This is a genomic window from Nocardioides sp. Root1257 (genome assembly GCF_001425175.1).
Taxonomy (GTDB): domain Bacteria; phylum Actinomycetota; class Actinomycetes; order Propionibacteriales; family Nocardioidaceae; genus Nocardioides.
In genome coordinates this window covers 1,080,656-1,095,058 of the sequence record NZ_LMDV01000001.1, presented here as the reverse complement: position 1 = coordinate 1,095,058, position 14,403 = coordinate 1,080,656, and the positions used below count along the sequence as shown (strand labels likewise).

Annotated in this window: 14 protein-coding genes; 12 read left to right on the top strand and 2 right to left on the bottom strand. The window is 72.0% G+C overall.

Annotated elements, in window-relative coordinates:
- Nucleotides 1-19: 19 nt before the first annotated feature.
- The 5 genes from ASC77_RS05340 to ASC77_RS05320 are packed head-to-tail and all read left to right on the top strand — an operon-like array spanning nucleotide 20 to nucleotide 6,800.
- Complete coding sequence (locus ASC77_RS05340) at nucleotides 20-1,363, top strand: ABC transporter substrate-binding protein (RefSeq protein WP_056149486.1); 1,344 nt, start codon at nucleotides 20-22, stop codon at nucleotides 1,361-1,363.
- Nucleotides 1,353-2,102: an ABC transporter ATP-binding protein gene (locus ASC77_RS05335; protein WP_082574456.1), complete on the top strand. Its 750-nt coding sequence runs from the start codon at nucleotides 1,353-1,355 to the stop codon at nucleotides 2,100-2,102. The genes ASC77_RS05340 and ASC77_RS05335 overlap by 11 nt, the downstream gene beginning before the upstream one ends.
- Entirely contained in the window at nucleotides 2,099-4,960 is a 2,862-nt protein-coding gene (locus ASC77_RS05330) for a branched-chain amino acid ABC transporter permease/ATP-binding protein (protein WP_056149482.1), read from the top strand. The genes ASC77_RS05335 and ASC77_RS05330 overlap by 4 nt, the downstream gene beginning before the upstream one ends.
- A gap of 20 nt (nucleotides 4,961-4,980) precedes the next feature.
- Complete coding sequence (locus ASC77_RS05325) at nucleotides 4,981-5,592, top strand: neocarzinostatin apoprotein domain-containing protein (protein ID WP_162249790.1); 612 nt, start codon at nucleotides 4,981-4,983, stop codon at nucleotides 5,590-5,592.
- A complete protein-coding gene (locus tag ASC77_RS05320; RefSeq protein ID WP_056149478.1) occupies nucleotides 5,592-6,800 on the top strand; it encodes a hypothetical protein in 1,209 nt (402 codons plus the stop codon). The genes ASC77_RS05325 and ASC77_RS05320 overlap by 1 nt, the downstream gene beginning before the upstream one ends.
- Before the next feature lie 19 nt (nucleotides 6,801-6,819).
- On the opposite strand, the gene ASC77_RS05315 is transcribed toward ASC77_RS05320, so the two are convergent.
- Complete coding sequence (locus ASC77_RS05315) at nucleotides 6,820-7,662, bottom strand: NAD-dependent epimerase/dehydratase family protein (RefSeq protein ID WP_056149477.1); 843 nt, start codon at nucleotides 7,660-7,662, stop codon at nucleotides 6,820-6,822.
- Nucleotides 7,659-8,486 carry a hypothetical protein gene (locus ASC77_RS05310; protein ID WP_056149475.1) on the bottom strand — a complete coding sequence of 276 codons (828 nt, stop codon included), beginning with the start codon at nucleotides 8,484-8,486 and terminating at the stop codon, nucleotides 7,659-7,661. The genes ASC77_RS05315 and ASC77_RS05310 overlap by 4 nt, the downstream gene beginning before the upstream one ends.
- Nucleotides 8,487-8,542: 56 nt before the next feature.
- Between ASC77_RS05310 and ASC77_RS05305 the strand changes: the two genes are divergently transcribed.
- The 7 genes from ASC77_RS05305 to ASC77_RS05275 are packed head-to-tail and all read left to right on the top strand — an operon-like array spanning nucleotide 8,543 to nucleotide 14,403.
- Nucleotides 8,543-8,863: an antibiotic biosynthesis monooxygenase gene (locus ASC77_RS05305; protein ID WP_056149473.1), complete on the top strand. Its 321-nt coding sequence runs from the start codon at nucleotides 8,543-8,545 to the stop codon at nucleotides 8,861-8,863.
- Nucleotides 8,860-9,522: an alpha/beta hydrolase family protein gene (locus ASC77_RS05300; RefSeq protein ID WP_056149471.1), complete on the top strand. Its 663-nt coding sequence runs from the start codon at nucleotides 8,860-8,862 to the stop codon at nucleotides 9,520-9,522. Before ASC77_RS05305 ends, ASC77_RS05300 begins: the two co-directional genes overlap by 4 nt.
- Nucleotides 9,519-10,040: a MaoC family dehydratase gene (locus tag ASC77_RS05295; protein WP_056149469.1), complete on the top strand. Its 522-nt coding sequence runs from the start codon at nucleotides 9,519-9,521 to the stop codon at nucleotides 10,038-10,040. Before ASC77_RS05300 ends, ASC77_RS05295 begins: the two co-directional genes overlap by 4 nt.
- The gene (locus ASC77_RS05290) at nucleotides 10,040-11,038 is read left to right on the top strand and encodes an LLM class flavin-dependent oxidoreductase (RefSeq protein ID WP_056149468.1); all 999 of its coding nucleotides are present in this window, start codon (nucleotides 10,040-10,042) and stop codon (nucleotides 11,036-11,038) included. Before ASC77_RS05295 ends, ASC77_RS05290 begins: the two co-directional genes overlap by 1 nt.
- A complete protein-coding gene (locus ASC77_RS05285) occupies nucleotides 11,035-12,237 on the top strand; it encodes a CaiB/BaiF CoA transferase family protein (protein WP_056149937.1) in 1,203 nt (400 codons plus the stop codon). Before ASC77_RS05290 ends, ASC77_RS05285 begins: the two co-directional genes overlap by 4 nt.
- Nucleotides 12,234-13,565: an MmgE/PrpD family protein gene (locus ASC77_RS05280; RefSeq protein ID WP_056149466.1), complete on the top strand. Its 1,332-nt coding sequence runs from the start codon at nucleotides 12,234-12,236 to the stop codon at nucleotides 13,563-13,565. Before ASC77_RS05285 ends, ASC77_RS05280 begins: the two co-directional genes overlap by 4 nt.
- Nucleotides 13,555-14,403 (top strand): RidA family protein, encoded by an 849-nt coding sequence (locus ASC77_RS05275; RefSeq protein WP_056149464.1) that lies wholly within the window; start codon nucleotides 13,555-13,557, stop codon nucleotides 14,401-14,403. The genes ASC77_RS05280 and ASC77_RS05275 overlap by 11 nt, the downstream gene beginning before the upstream one ends.

The following is a 14,403-nucleotide window of genomic DNA, read 5'->3' as shown; positions in this document are numbered from 1 at the left end:
TCGGGATCGATCGGCGCTGGTGCGCGTCGGTGCCGTGGGGGCAGCCCTGGCGCTGGCGCTCGTCGGCTGCGGCACGATGATGCCCGGCGGCAACACCTCCGGCAGCGTCGGCACCGACCTCGCGAGCGCCGCCGGCGGGCCGGACGGACCGGGGGTCAGCGACGACTCGGTCAAGGTCGTCTTCGTCGCCGTCGACCTCGACGCGGTCAAGAAGATCACCGGCTTCAACACCGCCTCGGTCGGCGACCAGAAGGCGCAGGTCCAGGCCCTCGAGGACTGGGTCAACGACCACGGCGGCATCGCCGGCCGCAAGCTCGACGCCGTCTTCCGCCTGTACGACGGGGTCAAGGACACGCCGGCCGCCGAGGAGCAGCTGTGCAACCAGATCACCCAGGACGACAAGGCGTTCGCGGTCGTGATGACCGGGCAGTACCAGACCAACGCGCGCCCCTGCTACGCCGAGCGGCAGACCCTGGTCCTCGACGCCTCGCTCTACGCGATGAGCACGGACTACTTCGACCAGTACTCGCCCTACCTCTGGACCGCCAGCTTCCCGGAGTACGACGCGTTCGTGCGCGCCTACGTCAAGGTGCTCAGCCAGCAGGCGTTCTTCGACGGTGAGGAGCGGGTGGGACTCGTCGCCGCGGACTCGCCGGTCAACCGCAAGACGATCGAGAACCTCGCGGTGCCGCTCCTCAAGGACGCCGGCGTCGAGCCGGAGGTCGCCTGGATCGACACCACCGACACCTCGACCCTCTTCGAGGGCCTGACCCAGGCCGCGATCACCTTCCGTAGCAAGAGCGTCGACCGGGTGATGTTCCTCGGCGGGTCGCGGCTCGCCGCGCTGTTCGCCAGCGCCGCGGCGACCCAGGGCTACGAGGCGCGCTACGCGATCTCCAGCTACGACAACCCGACGTACTTCATCAACAACGCGAGCAAGGTCCCCGAGGGCTTCACCGACGGGATGGTCGGCATCGGGATCCACCCGCCGCAGGACGTGCCGGACGACGACCTCCCGTTCCCCTCCGGCAAGGCCGAGACCGCCTGCATCAAGATCTACTCCGACGCCGGGATCAGCTTCGAGTCGCGCGAGTCGGCGCGCGTGGCGCTGCCCTACTGCGACGCCGCACGGCTGCTCAAGCTCGGCGCCGACGGCATGGCCGACGGGGCGTCGTTCAACGCCGCGGGCTGGGCGCAGGCCGTGGACGCCCACGGCTCCACCTTCCAGACGGCCTCGGGCTTCGGCAACGCGCTCGGCGACGGCGGCCGGGCGGCCTCCGGCGGCTACCGCGTGCTCAAGTACGACGAGGCCAAGGGTCACTTCGTCTACGACGGACCCGAGGTGCCCTTCGATGACGAGTGAGGTGACCAACGCCCCGGCGCTGGCCTGCGCGGGCATCCGGGCGTCGTACGGCCCGGTGCAGGTGCTGTTCGATGCCGGGCTGACCGTCCAGCAGGGCGAGATGGTCGCGCTGCTCGGGCCGAACGGCGTCGGCAAGAGCACCCTGCTCAAGGTCATCAGCGGGCTGCTCAAGCCCGACGACGGGTCCGTGCACCTCGGCGGCGTCGACGTCACGACGATGTCGACGCGCAAGCGGGTCGGTCACGGGCTGTGCCAGGTGGTCGGGCAGGCGACGTTCCCGTCGCTGAGCGTCACCGAGAACCTCGCCATGCACGGCTACACGTCCGGCAGCAGGCGGTGGACGAAGGAGGCGGTCGAGGCCGCCCTCGCCGTCTTCCCGCGGCTGCACGCCCGGCGCGACCAGCCGGCGGCCAACCTGTCCGGCGGCGAGCGACAGATGCTCGCGCTCGCCAAGTCGATCGTCGTCGAGCCGAAGGTGCTCGTCATCGACGAGTTCTCGCTCGGCCTCGCACCCGTCGTCGTCGGCGGCCTGATGGAGCTGGTGCGCCGGCTCAACGAGCGGGGGAGCGCGGTGCTGCTCGTCGAGCAGTCGGTCAACGTCGCGCTCTCGCTGGTCGACCGCGTCTACATGATGGAGAAGGGCGAGATCATCGCCGAGGAGACCGCGTCCGACCTGGCGGCCGACCCCGAGCGGGTCCGCGCGCTGATGCTCGGCGGCCACGTGGCGGTGGGCTCGTGAGCGGCTTTGACTTCGGCCTGGACCGGCTGGTCATCGGGCTCTTCACCGGCCTGACCTACGGCATGCTCGCCGTCGGCCTGGTGCTGGTCTACCGCTCCAGCCGCTTCGTGAACTTCGCGCACGGCGCGATCGGCGTCTTCGGCGCCTCGATGCTGGCGCTGTTCGTCGCCGATTGGGGCGCGCCGTACTGGGTGGCGTTCGTGGTCGCGATCGTCATCGCCGCGCTGCTGTCGGGTCTGGTCGAGGTGGTGGTCGTACGCCGCCTCGAGGGTCGCCCCAGCCTGGTCGGCATGATCGCGACGCTGGGTCTGTCGCAGCTGATCCTGGTCAGCGCGCTGCTCATCAACACCGACGGCGTCAGCGGGTTCACGTTCCCCAAGCCGACGCACCTGCCGACCTTCCAGATCCAGTCGCTGCCGATCGGCACGCCGTACGTCGCGATGCTGCTGCTCGCGCCCGTCGTGCTGGCCGGGCTCGGCTGGTTCCTGAAGTACCACCGGATGGGCATGGCGATCCGGGCCGCCGCCGACGACCCCGACATCGCCCGGCTCGAGGGCATCCCGGCGCGCTGGATGGCCACGCTGTCCTGGTCGATCGCCGGCGGCATCGCCGCGTTCTCCGCGATCCTGGTGACCCCGACGACCACGGGCGCGGGGATGGACGGCCTCGGTCCCGACCTGCTGCTCAAGGGCCTCGCCGGCGCCGTGATCGCGCGGATGTCCTCGATCCCGATCGCGATCGCGGCCTCGCTCGGCATCGGCGTCATCGAGCAGCTGCTGCTCTCCAACCCGGACACGCGCGACCTCGTCACCGTCGTCATCGCGCTGATCATCGTGGTCGCCCTGCTGCGCCAGCCGCAGCTCGGCCGGTCCGGCCAGGACAAGGGTCGCTGGCGCCGGGTCGTGCTGCCGCCGCTGCCCGCGTCGTACCGCACGGTGCGCAGCATCGTGTGGCTCCCGCGGGTCTGCGTGGCGGTCGGGATCCTGGTCGCGGTCGGTCTCGCCTACGTCGTCAGCAACGACACGGCGTCGGTGCTGACCCTGGTCTCCGGCTACACGCTCGTCGGCCTCAGCGTCGGCCTGCTGACAGGCGTCTCGGGGCAGCTCTCGCTGGGCCAGTTCGCGTACGCCGGCATCGCCGCGGCCGCGTCGGTCCACATCACCGCGTCGAGCCACAGCTTCCTCTTCGGTGCCCTCTGCGGCGTGGTCGTCGCGGCCCTGGCGTCGGCCGTCGTGGGCATCCCGGCCATGAAGCTGAAGGGCCTCGCGCTCGCCGTGTCGACCCTGGCCTTCGCCCTCGCGACGTCGACGTGGCTGCTGCGCCAGGACCTCTTCCTGGGTGACGGCCTGTCGCCGGCGAAGCCGACGTGGTGGGACTACCCGCTCGAGTACGCCGTCGACTACTACCTCTTCGCCCTCGTCGTGCTGTGCCTCGGCGTGTGGGTCGCCAACAACCTGCGCCACGGCGGCTTCGGCCGGATGGTGCAGGCCCTGCGGGACAACGAGCACGCGGCCCGCGCGTTCACCGTGCCCAACCGGCTGCGGATGCTGCAGCTGTGCGCCGTGTCCGGTGCGCTGGCCGGGCTCGGCGGCATCGTGATCGGCCACGGCCAGTCCCAGCTGACGGTCAACTCGTTCCCGGCGGACGCGAGCATCGAGGTCGTCGCGGTCACCGTCATCGGTGGCCTGACCGTGACGCTCGGCCCCCTCCTCGGCGCCCTGATCATCGTGGGTCTGCCTGCGCTCACCGGGATGGGCATGGTGGGCCAGGCGGTCCTCGCCGTCGGCTGGCTGCTCGTGGTGATCTTCCTGCCCGACGGCCTCGGCGGCGTGCTGGTCCGCGGCCGGGACCAGCTCTACGACTGGCTGGCCCGCAGGCAGGGCATCGACCCGCTGCGCGAGCGGCACGGCGTCTTCGACGTGAGCGGCCACGCCTCGTCGCCCCTCCACGAGAAGCCGCGTCTCGAGGGCCTGGTGCCCCGGGTGCCCGCCGGTGCGCGCAGCTCCCGGCCGATCCTGACGGTCGACAGCGTGTCGCGCCGTTTCGGTGGAGTGGTGGCCGTCGACCACGTGGGCTTCGAGGTGGCGCCGGGCGAGATCCTCGGCGTCATCGGCCCGAACGGCGCCGGCAAGACGACCTGCTTCGAGATCGTGGCCGGCTTCACCGCGCCCGACCGGGGCCGCATCGTCTTGGACGGCATCGACGTCACCGGCGCCACTCCGGAGGAGCGGGCCCGCGAGGGCCTGGTGCGGTCGTTCCAGGACGCCGCGCTCTTCCCGACCCTCACGGTGCACGAGACCCTGATGATCGCGCAGGAGCGTGCCGAGCCGACCCGCCTGTGGGCCTCGGCCCTCGGCGTGCGCACGGCGGAGCTGGCGAAGGTCGAGGCGGCCGACGAGGTGCTCGAGCGGATGCGGCTCACCCGCTTCGCCCGCCACTCGGTGGGCGAGCTGTCCACCGGCACCCGCCGGGTCGTCGAGATCGCGTGCCTGCTCAGCCTCCAGCCGCGGGTGCTGCTGCTCGACGAGCCGTCGGCGGGCATCGCCCAGAGCGAGAGCGACGCGCTCGGGGACCTGCTGCTCGGCATCCGTGACGAGCTCGGCACGACGATGGTCGTCATCGAGCACGACCTGCCGCTGCTCTCGCGGCTCTCCGACCGGATGATCGCCATGAACCTCGGCCGCGTGATCGCGACCGGCACCCCCGACGAGGTGCGTGCGGACCCGGCGGTCGTCACGTCGTACCTCGGCGCCGACCAGGCCGCGATCCACCGCTCCGGACTACGGCTCGCGACCGAGTCCGACCACCCCGAACCCGACCCGCTGGTGACCCGGATCCAGCCGGTGACGAGCCGATGAACAACCACGAGGAGCTCGACGTGAGACGACCGAAGACCCTGCTGGCCCGTGTTGGTGCGGGTGTGGCGGCCCTGGTGGTGGTGCTGGTGACGGCACCCCCGAGCTTCGCGGCGCCGTCGTTGACGATCAGTCAGACGCAGAACCTCACGGACGGTCAGACGCTGACCATCTCGGCCTCCGGCTTCGAGCCCAACCTCAGCAACATCGCGATCGGGCAGTGTTCCGAGGGCTACGTCGGACCCGCGGACTGCAACACGGTCAGCGGTGCGGTCTTCAAGACCGCCGACGCCGACGGCAAGGTCGCACCCTTCACGATCAAGGTCCTGGAGGTGTTCGGCGACCACGACTGCACCAAGGAGCAGTGCGTGATCGCCGGGGCGCCGCTGCCGACGAACGCCGACGCGGCGACGATCAAGGCGAACACGTACGTCGTGAAGATCAGCTTCGGCGCCGCCGAGGCCGCGCCCACGGCCGCGGCGACCACCGCGGCGGCCGGCGACGGATCCACGCTGCCGAAGACCGGCGCCGGTGACTCCGTGCCGGTGCTCATGCTCGGCGCGACCGCCCTGCTGGCCGCCGGCGTCGGAGTGATGCTGCTCGTGCCCGGTCGCCGGCGTGGGGAGCACGCCTGATGAACGTCCGGCACCCCCTCGCCGCCGTCCTCGGCGTCGCCGGCATCGTCGTCGGGGCGATCGCGGCGATGGACGCGCCCGCGTCCGCCGCCGGCGACGAGCTCGTCGCCACGACGACGTTCAACTGCACGAGCAGCTTCCCGGCGTACCCCTGGAACGGCGAGATCACCCTGTCCGCGGTCCGCCCCGCCAGCTCCACGACGGTGACGGTCACGGCCAGCATGTCCCAGATGGCGGGGGTGTCGCCGGCGGAGATGAACAACCTCGCCTTCACCAACAGCCTGGCGCTCACCCTCGGTGGCACCGCTGTCACGCTGACGGGAAGCGGCACGGTCACCGCGGCCGCGAGCTCGCCGTTCGACATGCCGGACCTCCAGGGGACGTTCACGTCCAGCGCCGACGACGTCGCGGCGGTGGTGACCTCCTACAGCTTCGAGATCACGGCGTACCACCTCGCGTTCACCTGTACGCCGACGGCCGGCGCCGCACTCGGGACGCTGACGCTCGCCGAGGGCACGCCCCCGGTGATCACGCCGAGCGTGACCCCGACGACGACCACCAGCGCCACGGCCACGCCGACGGCCAGCCCGACGGCGAGCTCGTCGGCCAACACCGGCAAGGCGGCCTCCGGCAAGGTGGCGTTCGCGTGCACGCTCTCGATCGGCAGCGCGTTCGACTACGACGCCAAGGTCTCGGTCAGCGGCTACCGCGAGGACGAGGGCGATCCCGTGTCGCTGGTCGCCACCATGAGCGACCTGCCGGGCATCGCCCCCGTGCCGATCAACGGCCAGATGGACTTCACGCTCGACGTCTCGGTCGGGGGCAAGAAGACCACCCTGACGAGCAGCAGCGCCGTCGACGTCGCCGCGAAGGAGGAGGTCCCGGTCGCGGACCTGAGCGGCGAGGTCGACGCCGACGGAGACGAGCTCGCCGTCACGGTCAGCGGCTTCACGTTCGACACGCCGTCCCTCGGCGTCGGCGCCGAGTGCGAGGCCGACGCGGTCTCCCTCGGCACCATGCGGGTCGGCTCCGAGCCGGTCGACGTGGCCTCGCCGACCGCGGACTCGTCGAGCACGGCGTCCGGTGGCGACCTCCCGAAGACCGGTGGCGGCGACTCGATGCCGGTCGTGGCCCTGTGGGCGATGGCCCTGACGCTGCTCGGTGTCGCCGGGCTGCTGTGCGTCCCGCGGACCCGCCGGCAGCACTGAGTGCGGCCGGCGGGACCGCTCAGAGGGCGTACGACCGGTCGGCGGTGAAGCCGCTGGCGGCCAGGCGGGCGACGGAGATCGGCTTGGTCGGCGACGCGATCTCGTCGCGGTAGGCGAGCGGCGGCAGGTCCTGCGCGGCCGAGATCGCGTCGAACAGCGTCTGGTTGGTCGGCGGCACCTCGGCGTGCGTGAGGTTGTGCACGCCGGTGATCCGCGACTCCAGGGCGTGCACGATCGCGTCGACGGCGTCCTCGACGGCGAGCCGGTAGAAGAGCGCGTCGGCGCTGAACGGCACGGAGCCACCGAGGTACTGGTGCGCCATCGCGATCTTCGCCTCGATCGGCGGGTCCTCGGCACCGAAGACGTCGCCGCAGCGGAAGACGCACACGCGGTCGCCGGCACCGTCGAGGTAGGCGCGCTCCATGGCCAGGAACATCGTCGGGCTCGGGTCGGTCGAGTCGGTGACGGGGGAGTCCTCGGTGACCTCGGGGAGGTGGTCGGCGGCGTTGCCGTAGACCGAGAGCGACGAGAGCGCGACGAGGTACGGCGTACCGCCCGCACCCACGACGGAATTGGCCGTGTCGACCAGGATCTCGCGGTACGACGCGGCGCGGTCCTCGGGCGTCATCGCCCGCTGTGCCGACGGGCCGGCGGCGACGACGACCGCGTCGCGGCCCACCATCGCGGCGGCCACGGCCTCGCGGTCGCCGCCCCGCAGCACCAGCACCTCGTCGAACTGCTCGCGCAGCCCGTCGACCTTGCCGGGCGTCGTGGTCGTGCCGGCCACCTCGTGGCCGAGCTCGCGGAGCCGGACGCCGACCTGGGTGCCGACGAGCCCGGCCCCGATCACCAGGATGTTCATGCCCGGCCGTCCAGCTCGGCGATCTGGCCGAGGCCGGCACGGGTCGCGACGAGCTCCTCGACGCGCGCGGCGCCCAGGAACCGCTTGGACAGCTCGTTCATCGGGTCCATCGTGTAGCCGTAGGTGCGGACGAGGTGGTCGCGCTTCCGCAGCTCGGCGCGCTCCTCGACGGGGACGGGCGTCGCGTCGGCGACCCAGCCCAGCCAGGTGTCGACCCGGTCGCGGACCGCCTCGCCGAACACCTCGACGGCCTCGTCGTCGCTGCACGTCGCCATGTAGGAGTTCGCGATCGGCGAGTTGAAGGCGCGCATGTAGGTGCCGTGGCTGACCGACCAGATGAAGCGGTCGTCGCCGCGGAGCCTGAGCCACTTCTCGTTCTGCGGGTCGAAGTAGCGGTTGAGGTAGTCGATGTCGGTCATCGGGTCGCGGCGCGGGACGACGTCGCTGAAGTGGAAGACGTTGGGGACGGTGCCGAACACCAGCACCAGGTGCGGCACGTCGATGTGCGGGCCGAGCCAGACCTGGAGGTTCATGTCCAGGATCGAGGCCTTGCGGTTGCCGATCCAGGAGTGGACCAGCCACTCGACGCCCTCGTCCGGGTCGCCGACGTACGGGTTGAGGGAGCCCTCGTACCCGCCGTCCTCGGAGGTCCAGTACTCGAGGCCGGCGCCGGAGGCGTGCGGGTGCACCTCGAGCGCGGCGGTGATCTTGTCCTTCGCCTCGCTCAGGATGCCCCAGAGCGCCGCCCACAGCTCCGAGCGATCGACGTCGGGGGCCTCGGCCAGGAACTCGTGGATCGTCTTCGTCTGCGTGCTACTCGTCATGCCGTACAGAATATGGATATATGATCTACGAAGTCACGCAAATCGAAGGAGTACGCATGATCGTGGTGGTCAGCCAGGCGTGGACGAAGCCCGGCGAGGAGCACGCTGCGGCGTACGTCGCGCTGTCCGCGGAGTTCGGCGCCTGCTTCCGCGACCACCCGGGCTACCGCGGCCGGCGCCTCGTGCGCGGGGTCGAGGACCGCACCCACTTCACGCACCTGCGCTACTTCGACTCGGTCGCGGACTACGAGGAGTGCACCCAGCACCCGGACTACCAGGACCACCTGGTCGCGATGTACGAGCACCTGCAGCCCTACGAGTCCTACCCGCGCGAGTTCCTCGAGGTCGTCCTCGACGAGGAGGGCTACCAGGGGTGAGCACGTTCGTCCTCGTCCACGGAGCGTTCCGCGGCGGCTGGTCCTGGGACCGCGTCGCGCCGCTGCTGCGCGCCGCCGGACACGAGGTCCACGCGCCGACGCTGAGCGGTACGGCGACGGGCCTGGACGTGTGGGTCGACGAGGTCGCCGCACTGGTGACCTCCGACGACGTCGTGCTCGTCGGCCACAGCCAGGGCGGCGTGGTGGTCCGCGAGGTGGCGTTGCGGGAGCGGGTGGGCCACGTCATCTACCTCGACGCCGCCGTGCCCGACCCGGGGGAGCGCGCCGTCGACGTGGCGCCCGCGCCGGTCGACGACGCGCTGCTGCCGCCGCGCGACACCGTGATCCCGCCGCGGCCGCAGACCGCGGGCGACGACCTCGACGACGCCACCGCCGCCTGGATGAACGCGCGCCTCGCGCCCACGCCGTTCGCCCCCTCGCTGGACCCCGCGTCGCTGGGCGAGCCCGACGTGGCGACGGCGTACGTCTTCTGCACGGACACGCCCTCGGCGTACCCGTGCGGCACCACCCGCCGTCGGCTCGACGAGCGCGGCACCCCCTACGCCTGGATCGAGGGCGGCCACGACGCCCCGCTCACCAGGCCCGAGGCGGTGGCCGAGCTCCTGCTGGCCGCCGCAGACACGAAAGGAACGCTGTGAGCGTCAAGCCCGGTTGGCAGGGACGGTTCTTCGAGGACTTCGAGGTCGGCGACATCTACCAGCACCCGCTGGGGCGGACGGTGAGCGAGTCCGACAACACGTGGTTCTCGCTGCTGACCATGAACACGAACCAGATGCACTTCAACGCGGAGTACGCCGGCCGCTCGGAGTTCGAGAAGCCGCTGGTCGTCTCGACGCTGACCGTCGCGATCGCCGTCGGGCAGAGCGTCACCGACCTGACCCAGAACGCGTTCGCCAACCTGGGCTGGGACGACATCAAGATGACCCACCCCGTCTTCGCGGGCGACACGCTCTACAGCGAGTCCATCGTGCTGGAGAAGCGCGAGTCGTCCTCGCGCCCGCACGCCGGCATCGTCACGGTCCGCACCCGCACCCTCAACCAGGACGGCAAGGAGGTGTGCTCCTTCAAGCGCACCTTCTACGTCTACAAGCACGGCGCCGAGCAGCTCGAGGGGATCTTCCCCGACGGCGAGCGGCCGCTGTCGCTGGAGGACTGATGCGCATCACGTTCGGGCCGTGGGGCGAGACCCTGGTCGAGGTCGCCGAGGCTGCGTGTGCCGCCGAGGAGGCGGGCGCCGAGGCGGTGTGGGTGCCGGAGCTGCACCGGAGTGCGACCGTGTCGGCCGCGGCCGTCGCCGCCGCGACCTCCCGGGCCGAGGTGGGCACGGCGATCGCCCTGGCCTTCACCCGGAGCCCGATGGTGACCGCGCTCGAGGCGCTCGACCTCGACGAGCTCTCCGGCGGCCGGTTCGTGCTGGGTCTCGGCACCGGCGTGCGCCGGCTCAACGAGGACTGGCACGGCGTCGACTGGGACCGGCCCGTCACGATGCTGCGCGAGGTGGTGCGCAACATCCGCGAGTTCTGGGCTCGCTGTGCCGACGGTGACCCGATCGAGCTCGAGGGCGAGCGCGCGCCGATGCGGATCCGCGGCTACCAGCGGCCCTACGCGCCGGTGCGGACCGAGATCCCGGTCTACCTGGCCTCGATGGGCCCGGCCCTGACCCGGCTGGCCGGCGAGATCGGCGACGGCTGGATCTCGCACGAGCTCACGTCGCCGGCCTTCCTGCGCGAGCGGATCCTGCCCGAGCTGGGCGCCCACGGCCGCCGGGTCGACGTGGTCACCTCGGCCTGCTGCTCGGTCGACCGCGACCCCGCGGTCGCCCGCCGTCGCAGCGCCGGCATGGTCGGCTTCTACGCGACGGTCCGGACCTACGCCGACTTCTTCGACTTCCACGGCCTGGCCGAGGACCAGCAGAAGGTCATCGACGCGTTCCGCGGCACGACGGCCGGCGAGCTCGCCGGGCACGTCTCCGACGCCATGGTCGACACGCTCACCCTCTCGGGCACCCGCGAGCAGATCGCCGAGCAGGTCACGGCGTACGACGGACTCGCCGACACCATCAAGCTCACCCCGCCCACGCACGGGCTCACGCCGGACGAGATCCGGGCCGCCCAGAGCGAGGTCATCGCCGTCATCGAGGAGCTGTGCCGATGAGACCCCTGGAGGACGTCCGCATCATCGCCGTCGAGCAGTACGGCGCCGGTCCGTTCGGCAGCGTCCACCTCGCCGACCTCGGCGCCGAGGTGATCAAGATCGAGGACCCGACGGTCGGCGGCGATGTCGGTCGCTACGTGCCGCCGTACGCCGAGGGCGAGGACTCGCTCTTCTTCGAGGCCTTCAACCGCAACAAGTCGAGCCTCTCGCTCGACCTGTCGACGACCGCCGGCCGGGCCGTGTTCGAGGACCTCGTCAAGGTCAGTGACGCGGTCTACAGCAACCTGCGCGGCGACGTCCCGGCCAAGATCAGGATCACGTACGACGACCTCCGGCACCTCAACCCGGCGATCGTCTGCTGCTCCCTGACGGGCTTCGGGATGACGGGACCGCGGGCCGCCGAGCCGGGCTACGACTACGTGCTGCAGGCGCTCGGCGGCTGGATGGAGCTGACCGGCGACCCCGACGGCCCACCGTCGAAGTCCGGCCTGTCGATGGTCGACTACAGCGGCGGCTTCGTCGCCGCGATCTCGCTGCTCGCGGGCATCCACGCCGCGCGCCGCGACGGCGTCGGCATGGACTGCGACGTCAGCCTCTACGACACCGCGATCGGGATGCTGACCTACCCGGCCACCTGGCACCTGAACGCCGGCTTCCAGCCGACCCGGATGCGCCACTCGGCGCACCCGTCGCTGGTGCCGTTCCAGGCCTTCGAGGCCAAGGACGGCTGGCTGGTCATCGGCTGCGCGAAGGAGAAGTTCTGGCAACGGCTGACCGTCGTCATCGAGCGTCCGGAGTGGGCCACCGACCCGCGCTTCGCGACCTTCGCCGACCGCGACCGCAACCGCGACGTGCTGCTGCCGCTCCTTGAGGAGGTCATCGCCAAGCGCACCGTCGCCGAGTGGCTGGAGCCGCTGCGGGCCGCGGCGATCCCCAGCGCGCCCATCAACGACGTCGGTGCCGCGCTGACCGAGCCGCACACGATCGCCCGCGACCTGCTGGTCGAGACCGAGCACCCGCGCTACGGCACGGTCCGCCAGGTCGCGTCGCCCGTCCGCGTCGGCAGCACGCCGCCGGCGTACCGCCGCGCGCCGCAGCGCAACGAAGACGCCGGTCGGATCCTCGGCGAGCTGCTCGGGTACGACGACGCGGCGGTCACCGACCTCGGCGACCGCGGTGCGTTCGGAGCGACTGCATGACGGTGGCGTCCGACCTCGCCGCGTGGGCCCTGGGCCTGCGCAGCGACGAGCTGCCCGCCGAGGTGGGGGTCGCCGCACGCCGGCACCTCCTCGACGGGATCGGGACCGCCGTCGCGGCGGCCCGCCGAGGCGCCGCCGAGTCCGCGCTGTCCGTGGCCGCCGGGCTCGGCGGTCCTCCGGAGGCGACCCTGCTCGGACGGGGCGTGAAGGTGTCCGCGCCGGCGGCGGCCCTGGCGACGGGCACGCTCGTGCACGCCCTCGACTTCGACGACACCCACGCGGGAGGGCTCGTGCACGCGACCGCCGTGGTGCTGCCGGCCGTGCTCGCGGTCGGCGAGGAGGTCGGCGCCACCTCCGACGAGGCGCTGCTCGCCGCGGTCGTCGGCTTCGAGACCGTCTGCCGGATCGCCGGCGCCGCCCCGCACGCGTTCCACCAGCGCGGGCTGCACGCAACTCTGGCGTGCGGCGTCTTCGCCTCCGCACTGGTCACTGCCCGGCTGATGCGGCTCGACCTCGCCACGACGGTGAACGCCCTGGGTATCGCCGGCAGCTCGGCCGGGGGACTCCTGGAGTTCCTCGCCACCGGGTCGTCGACCAAGCAGCTCCACCCGGGGCTGGCCTCGCAGGCCGGCATCATCGCCGCCCGGCTCGCCGCGGCCGGCGCCGACGGACCCGACTCGGTGCTCGAGGGGGAGCGAGGGCTGTACGCCGCCCTCGCCGACGGGCACGCCGACCCGGCCCTCGTCACCGCCGACCTCGGCATCGTCTGGGAGACCACCCGGATCACGCTGAAGCCCTACCCGGCCTGTCAGCTCATGCACGCCGCCCTCGACGCCGGCCGCCAGGTGCTGCCGGTCTCCAGCGCGGAGATCGAGGAGATCGCGGTCGAGGTCCACCCGGACAGCGCGGCGATCGTCTGCACGCCCGACAAGGTCGACCCGCGCACGGCGTACGACGCGAAGTTCTCCCTGCCGTGGAGCCTGGCGGCCCTGCTGACCGACGGTGCGGTCACGACCGACACCTACGAACCGGACTCGCTCGGCCGCTCCGACGTCCGCGCGCTCGCCGCCCGCGTCCGGGTGACGGAGGTGCCGGACGCGCGCGTCGCCGCCGACGCGCCGAGCCGGGTCACCATCACGCTGACCGACGGCCGCACGCTCGCCGGCCACGTCGACCGCAGCGCCGGTGCCGCCCTCGACGCCAAGCTGGCCGCGAACGTCGGCTCCGCCCAGGACGCGGCCGCACTGACCGCGGCCGTCGAGGCCCTCGACCTGTACGCCCTGATCACCATCGCCGACCGCCTGGCCGAGGAGCACCGTGTCCACTGAGTACATCGCCGTCGCCGCACTCGAGCGCTACGACGAGCTGCGCGCCGACAGCGACGCGACGACCACGATCGTGGTCGAGAACCTGCCTGGTGGCGCGGACTACACGATCGAGGACGACGCCCCGCCGGTCGGCGACGGGACCGTCGTGCTCCCGACGGTGCTCCCGGTCGACGAGCGTGGTGACGTCGTGCACGAGGGCGACTTCGTCGGCCAGTACGCCTGGTGCCTCGACGAGGCGGACCGTCGCCTCCGCGCGCTCGGGCTGTCGCTCGACGCCGCCGTGACGACGTACGACTACAGCACCCCGGAGACTCGCGACGTCTACCGCCGCACGCACCGCGAGCGGAAGAACCGGCTCGGCGGTGCCGGCGTCTTCCCGGGCGCCGGCGGCATCCTGATGTCGCGGCTGCACCGGCCGGGCGTACTCGTCGCGCTCGACGTCACGGCGTCGCGGCTGCCGCTGACGGCGGTCAACCCGGGCTGGACGCGCTACGAGACGCTCACCTACACGCCGGGTGTGCTGGCCGGCGACACCCTGTTCATGAGCGGCTTCGGCGCGCTCGACATGGAGACCCAGGAGGCGCTCTTCCCCGACGACTCCGTCGCGCAGGCGGAGTTCACGTACGCCGCCGTGCAGCAGGTCGTCGATGCCGCCGGCTTCTCGGCCGACCAGGTCGCGCACGTGCTCGAGCTCGTCTGCCCCGGCGGTGACGCGGCCGGCATCGCGGCGGTCCGCGAGCGGATGTTCCCGCACGCGAAGCCGTCGGTCACCGGCTGTGCCGGCCTGCTGCGGCCCGAGTTCCTCTTCGAGGTCTTCCCCCTGGCGGTGCGCGGATGA

Excerpts from the sequence above, each read along its gene's own strand:
- ASC77_RS05335 (WP_082574456.1), top strand. The coding sequence starts at position 1,353 with ATGACGAGTGAGGTGACCAACGCCCCGGCGCTGGCCTGCGCGGGCATC.
- ASC77_RS05320 (WP_056149478.1), top strand. The coding sequence starts at position 5,592 with ATGAACGTCCGGCACCCCCTCGCCGCCGTCCTCGGCGTCGCCGGCATC.
- ASC77_RS05315 (WP_056149477.1), bottom strand. The coding sequence starts at position 7,662 with ATGAACATCCTGGTGATCGGGGCCGGGCTCGTCGGCACCCAGGTCGGC.
- ASC77_RS05310 (WP_056149475.1), bottom strand. The coding sequence starts at position 8,486 with ATGACGAGTAGCACGCAGACGAAGACGATCCACGAGTTCCTGGCCGAG.
- ASC77_RS05305 (WP_056149473.1), top strand. The coding sequence starts at position 8,543 with ATGATCGTGGTGGTCAGCCAGGCGTGGACGAAGCCCGGCGAGGAGCAC.
- ASC77_RS05290 (WP_056149468.1), top strand. The coding sequence starts at position 10,040 with ATGCGCATCACGTTCGGGCCGTGGGGCGAGACCCTGGTCGAGGTCGCC.
- ASC77_RS05285 (WP_056149937.1), top strand. The coding sequence starts at position 11,035 with ATGAGACCCCTGGAGGACGTCCGCATCATCGCCGTCGAGCAGTACGGC.
- ASC77_RS05280 (WP_056149466.1), top strand. The coding sequence starts at position 12,234 with ATGACGGTGGCGTCCGACCTCGCCGCGTGGGCCCTGGGCCTGCGCAGC.